This window comes from Flavobacterium columnare NBRC 100251 = ATCC 23463 (assembly GCF_002530675.1).
GTDB classification, from domain to species: domain Bacteria; phylum Bacteroidota; class Bacteroidia; order Flavobacteriales; family Flavobacteriaceae; genus Flavobacterium; species Flavobacterium columnare.
This window is the reverse complement of record NZ_PCMX01000127.1, coordinates 1-9,892: the sequence shown is the minus strand read 5'-3', so window position 1 is coordinate 9,892 and position 9,892 is coordinate 1. Positions and strand designations below refer to the sequence as shown.

General features: G+C 26.9%; 9 protein-coding genes. 4 read left to right on the top strand and 5 right to left on the bottom strand.

All coding sequences use genetic code 11. From position 1 onward, the window contains the following. The first annotated feature begins 184 nt into the window (after positions 1-184). From B0A78_RS13175 to B0A78_RS13160, 4 genes are all read left to right on the top strand, one after another. Positions 185-619 (top strand): DUF6146 family protein, encoded by a 435-nt coding sequence (locus tag B0A78_RS13175; RefSeq protein WP_097609751.1) that lies wholly within the window; start codon positions 185-187, stop codon positions 617-619. Positions 620-643: 24 nt separating this feature from the next. Next, positions 644-952 carry a DUF6787 family protein gene (locus B0A78_RS13170; protein WP_014164566.1) on the top strand — a complete coding sequence of 103 codons (309 nt, stop codon included), beginning with the start codon at positions 644-646 and terminating at the stop codon, positions 950-952. Positions 953-1,341: 389 nt separating this feature from the next. Next, positions 1,342-3,318 (top strand): KUP/HAK/KT family potassium transporter, encoded by a 1,977-nt coding sequence (locus tag B0A78_RS13165; RefSeq protein WP_014164567.1) that lies wholly within the window; start codon positions 1,342-1,344, stop codon positions 3,316-3,318. A 5-nt stretch (positions 3,319-3,323) separates the two neighbouring features. After that, complete coding sequence (locus tag B0A78_RS13160; RefSeq protein ID WP_014164568.1) at positions 3,324-4,187, top strand: bestrophin family protein; 864 nt, start codon at positions 3,324-3,326, stop codon at positions 4,185-4,187. 11 nt (positions 4,188-4,198) lie between these two features. On the opposite strand, the gene B0A78_RS13155 is transcribed toward B0A78_RS13160, so the two are convergent. The 5 genes from B0A78_RS13155 to B0A78_RS13130 all read right to left on the bottom strand — a co-directional run. Continuing rightward, positions 4,199-6,310 (bottom strand): M1 family metallopeptidase, encoded by a 2,112-nt coding sequence (locus B0A78_RS13155; protein ID WP_014164569.1) that lies wholly within the window; start codon positions 6,308-6,310, stop codon positions 4,199-4,201. An 81-nt stretch (positions 6,311-6,391) separates the two neighbouring features. Beyond that, a complete protein-coding gene (locus B0A78_RS13150; RefSeq protein WP_097609750.1) occupies positions 6,392-7,774 on the bottom strand; it encodes a TlpA family protein disulfide reductase in 1,383 nt (460 codons plus the stop codon). A gap of 278 nt (positions 7,775-8,052) precedes the next feature. Beyond that, a complete protein-coding gene (locus B0A78_RS13140; protein WP_097609749.1) occupies positions 8,053-8,322 on the bottom strand; it encodes a hypothetical protein in 270 nt (89 codons plus the stop codon). Between the two features lie 6 nt (positions 8,323-8,328). Continuing rightward, positions 8,329-9,714, bottom strand: coding sequence for a radical SAM protein (locus B0A78_RS13135; protein WP_065213624.1), 1,386 nt, complete (start codon positions 9,712-9,714; stop codon positions 8,329-8,331). Beyond that, positions 9,715-9,892: prolipoprotein diacylglyceryl transferase family protein (locus B0A78_RS13130; protein WP_211282055.1), on the bottom strand; the 178-nt coding region annotated here is incomplete at its 5' end. It abuts the gene before it with no gap.

Sequence of the window (9,892 nt, the reverse complement as noted above, 5' to 3'; positions counted from 1 at the left end):
ATATAAATTATAGTTCATTTATAAAGAAGGTATAAATTCTTTTAAACATAATATCTAATAAAATTTTAGAAATTATAACATTAAATTATGAGTATTTAATAAGTTAAATTCATAATTTTAGAAAAGGTTATTTAATTTTTTGAAAATTAATAGTTTATATCATTACAATTGCATAAAATTTAAAATGGAAAAAATATTTTTTTGGATACTAATTTTTATGATTTATTCTTGTAAATCATCTGGTGAATTTAACACCAGTAATTTGCAAGAAAATTCAGAGATAATTCGCGGAGATACTGTAAAAATCGTGAATGAAGATACTAATTATGAAGTAATAATTATTGACTCTGGTTTTAGTAATTGGTTACTAAGTAGATCCTTTCCAAGAGGATATCATAGTTTGTCATTTCTTGAAAATAAAAATAGTTTATGGATTAGAGAATGGAATAATCGAGTTTTAGAATCTTTTAGGTATAATCCAAATTTATATCAGATGCAAATAAATTACGATCCTAATATCCGTTATGGCTATGAAGTAAATTATTTAATATACAATTATCTTGTTTACTTTCAAAATAGTAATAATCAACAATTATTTGGTAGAGTTCCTATACGTTAATTATATTTGTGAAAATAAAAATAGATGAAGAAACTTAAAGAACGTTGGGGAATTAAATCTAATTATCAATTAGCTATTATTTTTATTGTATTTGCTATAAATGGTTCCTTATCAGCTAAAATTTCTGCTTATTTTATGCAGTTTTTGGGTTTAACTAAAGAAAATTTGCATTGGAGTTTCTATTATTTTTTAGTATTCATTTTAGTATTACCCCTCTACCCTTTTATGTTAATGTTTTTTGGTTGGCTTTTTGGTCAATCTGTATTTTTTTCACCATTTAGTAAAAAAATGTTAAAATCCATTGGGCTTGGGTTTGTTTTTAAAGAAAAATAGTGGTTTATCTAAATTTAAAAAAGGAAATAAAATTATTATCAGGTAATAATTTTAACCTATTTTTTATTTTGTTTCTTAAATAAAATACTTTTCAAAAAAAGAAGGTATATTTAGGTACTTTTTTCTTAAATACATCTTCTTTTTTCTGTCTCAATAGGATTCTCTACTACTTTTGTCTACTAAAAAAGTAGTAATATTTATTAGAAGAGTAACATCATAGAAATTATTTTAGTTCTTTTACAAACAAATAGTACAAAAAAACTAAAAATAAAAGAATCCGTTTTTAATGGCTTAAAAAAAATATTATTTATTCATAAAAAAAAAGCCTAAAAAGACAAACAATTAATTGTAAATATTTAATTTTGTCCTTTATTTTATTAACTTCAAATATGAGCTCAACGCATCATCAAGATCTTCACAGTAAATTTACTTTAGGTGGAATTCTTGTTACTTTAGGAATTATTTATGGTGACATTGGTACATCGCCTTTGTATGTAATGAAAGCTATTATAGGCAATCATGCCATTAGCCCAGATGTTGTTTTAGGAGGTATTTCAGCTATTTTGTGGACGCTTACTCTCCAGACCACGTTAAAGTATGTAATTATGACACTATCTGCGGATAATAACGGAGAAGGTGGAATTTTTGCATTATACGCATTAGTTAAACGAACGAAAGTCAAATGGCTGATTATACCTGCCATTGTAGGAGGTTCTGCTCTATTAGCTGATGGAATTATTACACCTCCTATATCCGTTTCTTCTGCTGTAGAAGGATTGCAGTTGTATTTTCCTCAAATTAATACGGTTCCTATTGTAATTACTATTTTAGTACTATTGTTTTTAATTCAACAATTTGGTACAAGTTTGGTAGGTAAATTTTTTGCGCCTATGATGACCATTTGGTTTGGAATGTTGGCTATTTTAGGAATTATTCAAATTTCACAGAATTTTGATGTGTTAAGAGCAATTAATCCTTATTATGCTATTCATTTATTACAAATTCATCCTGAAGGATTTTATGTTTTAGGTTTTGTTTTCTTATGTACTACAGGTGCTGAAGCTTTATATTCTGATATGGGGCATTGTGGAAGACAAAATATTAGAATTAGTTGGATTTTTGTAAAAATAGCTCTTTTATTAAATTATTTTGGCCAAGGAGCATATTTAATTAAACATCAAGGAGAAACTTTACGTAGTATTAATCCTAATAACATTAATCCATTTTACTTGGTAATGCCTGATTGGTTTCAACCCTTCGGAATTTTAATAGCCACTTTAGCTGCTGTTATTGCTTCACAAGCTTTAATATCAGGTTCTTTTACCCTTATTAATGAAGCAGTACGATTAAATTTTTGGCCAAAAGTTAAAATTAAATATCCAACGGTATTAAAAGGACAATTATATATTCCTTCAATCAATTGGTTATTATTAGCGGGTTGTATAGGTATTGTATTGTATTTTAAAGAATCAGGTAAAATGGAAGCAGCTTACGGTCTTGCAATTGTTTTATGTATGATTATGACTACTATTTTATTGATGTATTATATGGTTATGAAGCGTATTACAGTTTTTATAATACTACCAGTGATCCTATTTTATTTAGCTATTGAGTTTAGTTTTCTAATAGCCTGTTTAGATAAGTTTGCTCATGGTGGATATGTAACTCTTATTATTGCTTCATTATTAATATTTGTCATGGCTGTTTGGTATAGAGCTAAGCAAATAGGTAAAAATTATACAAAATTTGTAAAAGTAGAACATTATAAAAAAGTTTTAGCTGAATTAAGTGTTGATTTATCAATCCCTAAATACGCTACTCATTTAGTATATATGACTAATGCAGGTCGTGTAGATGAAATTGAGGAGAAAGTAATGTATTCTATCTTACAAAAACGTCCAAAAAGAGCTGATATCTATTGGTTTATACATGTTAATGTAGCCAATGAACCTTATAAAAAAGAATACCGTGTAACAGAAATTATTAGAGATGATTTATACCGTATTGATTTTAATTTAGGATTTAGAGAGCCTACTAAAATCAATTTAATGTTTAAAGAAGTAATTAAAGATATGGTAGAAAAAGGCGAAGTAGATATTACAAGTCGTTACGAATCTTTACATAAAAATAAAATCTTGGGAGATTTTAAATTTATACTTTCTGAAAAATATCTTTCAAATGACAGTTTCTTGAATTTTGCTGAAAAAATAGTTATGAGCACTTATTTCTTCCTAAAGAAATTTTCATTATCAGAAGAAAGTGCTTTTGGATTAGATATAAGCTCTGTGAAAATTGAAAAGTTTCCAATGGTTCTTCATGCTCCAGAAAAAATTATACTAGAAAGAATTCATAAAGATAAAGAATAATAATAATGATTTCTTATAATACAAAAGATTGGTTTACCTTTATTTTTAGATTTCATAAAGCAGATACCTTTAGGCAATTATTACCACTAATACTTAGTATTGGATTATACACAGGGGTTATAGCTTATTTAGAACTAGAATATTTCAAGTTATCTAAAGAACATAATTTAAAAAACATACCCATCATGCACAGCATGTTGGGTTTTGTTATTTCACTACTTTTGGTTTTTAGAACCAATACTGCTTATGATAGATGGTGGGAAGGTAGAAAACAATGGGGAGCCTTAGTAAATAATAGTAGAAATTTAGCTATAAAACTTTCTGCTATCTTAATAGATAAAGAAGATAAAGTCTTATTTAAAAAGGCTATTCCATATTTTGCTCAAGTACTCAGTTTACATTTAAAAAATGAACAGATTAATCAAGAGTTATTTGATGAACTAAATGTAGACATACACCATAAAAAACATAAGCCAAGTCAAATAGTAAAACTAATGACTAAAAAGATAATTGAATTAAAAAATGAAAAAAAACTTTCTGATGAAAATTTAGTATTTATAAATAATGAACTCTCCTCTTTTTTAGATATTTGTGGTGCTTGTGAACGAATTAAAAATACCCCTATTCCTTTTTCTTATAGTGTATTTCTAAAAAAGTTTATCTTTTTCTACGTTATGTCATTACCTTTTGGCTATGTTTTTAGTTTAGGATATTTAACAATTCCTGTTGTTATATTCATATTTTATGTATTAGCCAGTTTAGAGCTTATTGCTGAGGAAATTGAAGATCCTTTTGGAAATGATGAAAATGATTTACCTACAGATAAAATTGCTGAAAATATTAAAAAAAATATAGAGGAGATTTTATGATTCTGCTTTTATTATTTTAATTCATTACGCAAAAATAATTCTTCTTTGCCAGACAAATTAGGAAGAATGCCTTCAAAAGCTTTCTTAAAATACTCTTTTTTAAGCATAGCTCTAATTGTATTTTTTGAAAAACGAACAAATTGCCATTTATGATGCTGCGTAGCATTTACTAATGATTTTAAAACAATAGGATGAGTTGGATTAATTTTAAGGATCACTTCTAATGCGTTTTGCCTTATTGTTGAACTAAATTTTAGAGTTGTATACTCTAAAAGTTCAGATAAAAATGGTTCATATACTTCTTTTCTTTCTATTTTTGATTTTATAGCGAGTCCTAACCAGGTAATTCTAAAACTTTTATCATTCAAACCAATTATTTCTTTTGTTTTATTTAAATAAATAGCACAATTTTCTGGAAATTGTTTGCATAACTGTACTAATGCAATTTCTTTAGTTATATAGGATTCATCATCCAAAAGTTGTTCATAATCAGATCTGAATTCTAATGGTATTGTTTGAATAGTTTCTGCTATTGCTTGTCGGATAGCTATATTTTTAGTATTCATTGCTAATTTTAACAATTCAGCTTTTTCATGATAAGAAATATTTCCTAATTGATAAATAATTTCTTGTACTAAAGCAACATATTGATTTGATAGTAAAATATTTTCAAAAAATACTTTTTTCTGATCAAAAGGAATTGTTTGCATTTCCTGTAATTCAAAATATTTTTTGACTTCTTTATTTTGACTCAAAATTTGAACGACTTTTTCAATATCAAAACCCGGTGATTCTAACCATTCTTTTTTAAATTGAGCTATATCAAAATGAGGAGCTACTTTTTGTATTTCATTTAAAAAATCATCTGTTTCAACATTTTTGTATTGGTATTCTTTTAGATATGCTTTTACTGCTTTTTTAAAACAATGATCCCCTATTGATTCTTTCAAATAATGTAATGCCCATGCTCCTTTTTTATAAAAACTTAATACACTTGCTTTTTCATTTAAAATAGGAATTGTATCTTTTTTAGAATTAGCATTTATTTCTTCGGCATATTTTAGTAATTCAAACTGAAAATGAGTATCTCCAAACAAATGTTTTTCCGCCAATAATGCGTAATAAGTAGCAAAACCTTCCTGTAGCCAATGATGTTTTCCTTCTTTTGCTGTGACTAGATCACCAAACCAATGATGTGCTAATTCATGAGCATTTACATTTATGTAATTTTTATCATTAAAACCTGTTTTATCTACTACAAAATCTTGAGAAAATAATGTAGCTGTAGTGTTTTCCATACCTGCATATAAAAAATCCTCGACAGGAACTTGTTTGTATATTTTCCAAGGATAATCTAAATCAATTTCTTTTTCTAAGAAATTAAAAATTTCTTTCGAATATTTATAGGTATAGTCAAATTTATTTGCATCCTCATATTTATAATATAGTTGAAGCTTCTTTCCTCCTTTTGATACTATTTCTTTTGAATCAAATGCTCCTATCGTAAGCATTGCTAAATAGGAAGACATTGGTTTTTTCATTTCATACACCCATTTTTTATTTGCTTTTATACCTGGTTGTATAATTTTTTTTAGAACACCGTTTGAAATTACTTTATAAAAAGGTTCTGCAAAAATACTTAAATGAAAAACCAGCTTTTCATTTACATCATCAAAGCTAGGAAGCCAATGCGAAGTATATTTTCCTTGACCTTGTGTCCAGATTTGATACTTGTTATGTATGTGTTCTTTATTATTAGAAGATAAAAATAAAGAATCATTGCCCATATCTACAAAATACATAGTTTGTTTAGGTGTAGCTTGGTAATTAAAAGTTATTTCATTTTTACCTATTTTGTATCCTTCAAAAAGGACAAGTGATTTATTTGTGTTTTTATAATTTACAGATTTTCCATTTATTTTAACTTGTTCAAACTTCATTTTTATGGCATCTATTTTAATAGAATCTATCTTTTGGTTTACTTGAACTATATAACGGCAAGTTCCTGAAATTGACCTTGTTTTAAAAGAAGGAGTTAATTCCGCTTTTAAGGAAATGAAATCAATTTTAGGAATTGATTGAGACCACAAGGCAACAGAAAAAAATAAAAATAGAGTACGCATAAAAACGTTAAATTAATATAAAAAATATTCTCAAGTTTTTAAAAAACTTGAGAACTTAATAAGGATTAAAACGAATTAAAATTATTTCAGATAATTATCAAACTTAGCATCAAAAATATTTATAAAAGCATTTTTAATTGTTTTGTCTTCATTTAATAAGATGGCTCTATGTATTTTAGTTATAACCCATTTACTCTGTATGTCTTCAAAATATTTAGCATGAAGTTGAGGGATTTCAAAATGATGATGTGCTAAAACCTTTTCCCATTGATTAGGATCTTTATCTATATTAACGGCTACAAAATTTATAGCAGGATTTTTTTTCTTAATTTCCATAGCTTTTTTATGAGCTAATTTTAGATGTGATTTGGCTTCTGAACTCCAAAAAAAGACAACCGTTTTTTGGGCATTAGTTGGAACGGAGTTAACTATTTTTCCTTTTGAATCTATAAGTTCAATTTTGGGTAAGTATTTATTTTTGGCTAAAGATTGAATAGAATTAGCTATTTCTTTAATGGCATTTTTACTGCATGAATCAGTAGAAAGTTTATAATATTCTGATAAAAAGGTTTTATTATTAGAGGTGTTTTGATCTTCTAAAAGATACATAAAAGCTATGTTATGTAATACAGAGTTTTTAATTGATTTATTGGTAAATATAGAATCAGCAACCTTTAATCTATCTATATTATTTTTTACAATTATAGTTTCTTTTTTACTATCACAAGTAATATTGTTTAGCATAGCGGTTAGATACGCAACAAAAGGAGCAAAATCCGTTAACTTTTGATTGTTAAAATCAATTTCTTTTCTATAATCATAATAATCTTTAGGAAGCAAACCACAAACTTTTTGATTTGTTCTAAATTGATGAACCAAAGGATAGAGTTCTTTTTTGGTTAAATAGGGCATTTCTAGCATGGAACTAGCATATAAATCAAAATCCTCATTCCAACTTATTTCTTCTTTTTTTTCATTATAAAATATTTTCCGTTCTTGGTATTCCTTGTTGAGTCTGTATTCAAACTCTTTTAGAGATTCATCGTATATGTCAAAACTTGAATTTTTATCTTCTTCATTTTTTAAAAATAATTCTATTAAAAAATTATTTTTTTCATCGCCACGACCACAAAAAGTTAATGAATTATCAAATTCTTGGGCATTTAATCTAATCATTAAACTATCGCCTTTTTCTACATACATATACTGATACTCTGGTTCATGTCTAAACGTATACATACCAGAAGATAAGGTATCATATTTAACTAAAAAGCGATTGTTACGATCTAATTCTATAGTATCTATAACTTTATCTTCTTTGCAGAGGTAAAGAAATTTTGAATTAGGGTTTATTATTTCACCGCCAAAATAGACTCTCTGCTCCTGTTTTTGATCACAAGAAATCATAAGAAGAGAAACAACGAATATGGTATAAGAAAGTATTTTTCTATAATAAGCAATCATTATTTAATATTTACCTATAGCAAATGTATTTTTATAATTTATAAATAGTTGTTAATATAGCGTTAAAGTTCATTAATTAAATAGTGCAATCCCTCCTACACAGCATCCAAATCCTATTACAAATGAAATAATTGAATAAATTAATATTTTTTTGGCTATTGTCTTATAGGGTTCTTTTCTAAAAAAAATAACTAATATGAGACCAATAAAAAAAGTTATTACACTAACTATTTCTACAAAAAAAATTAAAGAAAAAAAAACATCATTTATCATAATCTTTAGTTTATAAAAGTTAATATACCACAAGTACTAGATCCTATTACTAATACAATGGTAGAATACGTAATCAGTTGCAATGTAAATTTTTTATTTTCATTTATAAAAAATAAACGTAATATTCCTATAATAAGAGGAAAAGGAGATACAAAAACGGCTAATCCTGCAATAGAAAGCAGTACTACTATTAGAATAGCTCTAATAGGCTCTATAAATACTATCAATAGTATTATCATAAGAGCTAATACAAATAATATTTTTTTGTTTTTCATCCTTTTTTAATTCAGTTGTTTTCTAATTTCTTTTATAGATTCATCTCTATAAAACAGATTCATGGTTTCAAAAGGAATTAATTTGCCTTTTTTGTCAACGATATGTACGCATGATTTTTTTACAGCTCTTACATCAAAATCATGTGCATCCATAAAATTCATAATGATAATTCTAAATAAATTATCATACTGTAAGTGGTCCGATTTTACTCTTGGTAAACAACACATTAACTCTCCAAGTTCTTCTTCAGCACAATCTACAGAAATACCTGTACTGAATAAGGTAAGTAAATGATTTTTGAGTTTTTCATCACTTTCAAAAACAATTGTATTTTTAGAGTTGTTTAAAAGGTCTTCTGGATTAATAAGATTGGTCATTGGAAAAACTTCACCATTCATTTTTAGAGCGTAAGCCATACATAAAGCGTCGGGATTACACGGTACGGGAATCAAGTCCTGTGGAGTAAAAACGGGATATTGTTCATAGATTTTTCTGCGAACTTCTGTTAGTGTTATTCTACCTTGGTTGTCATCATAATTTTCGTTTCTTCCCGCAACTTGAGTAGGTTGAAAAGTAACTCCTCTAACGCATTTTTGTTGTAATGCGTATTCTAAAATTTTACCAATTTCGTCGTCATTTTCACCTTTTTGTAAAGTAACTACTAAAGTAGTAGATAAATTGAATTGATTTAGGTTTTCAATTGCTTTTTTTCTAATTTCACTTAAATCTTCTCCTCTCATTTTTTCTAAAACTTCAGGTTTAAAGCTATCAAATTGAAGATAAATTTCAAAATCTGGCATATAAGAGGCTAGTTTTTCCACAAATGAAATATCTTTAGCTATCCTTATTCCGTTAGTATTGACCATTAAATGTTTAATAGGTTTTGATTTGGCTAAGTCTAAGATTTCAAAAAAATGAGGATGTACAGTAGGTTCTCCTCCTGAAATTTGAACAACATCGGGCTCCCCTTCATTGACTACAATGGCATCGAACATTCTTTCAATTTCTTCCAAAGTTCTATGATTACCGTAATTAGGAGCTGAACTAGCATAACAGGTAGGACAAGCTAAATTGCATCTGTCTGTAACTTCTACTATAGACAAACAAGAATGTTGTTCATGATCAGGGCACAATCCACAGTCATAAGGACAGCCATAATGTACTTTTGTATTAAATTTTAATGGAACTTCGGATTGTTTGTTATAATTTCTTATCTGACGGTAGTACTCTACATCATCCGCAATCATAACCTTTGAATCACCATGTGTTTTACAATGTTTTAGCATCCATACTTTCTCATCTTTAAATACTATTTTTGCATTGCAAAGATGTAAACATTCTGGGCAAATACTTTGGGTAGCATCGTAATATATATAATCTCTAGTGGGCATTTAATATTTTTTTATAATTCTAATAATAAATTTGTAGTAATATATCAGTATAAAAATAGATATCCAATGAATGATACTTAATTTTATAATTAATGGTTCATAAGGTTTTAAAAATTCAATAAAAAAACGGTATAAAAAATAGAGCAAGAAAAAAAGCTTAAAACGATCTCCATTTAGT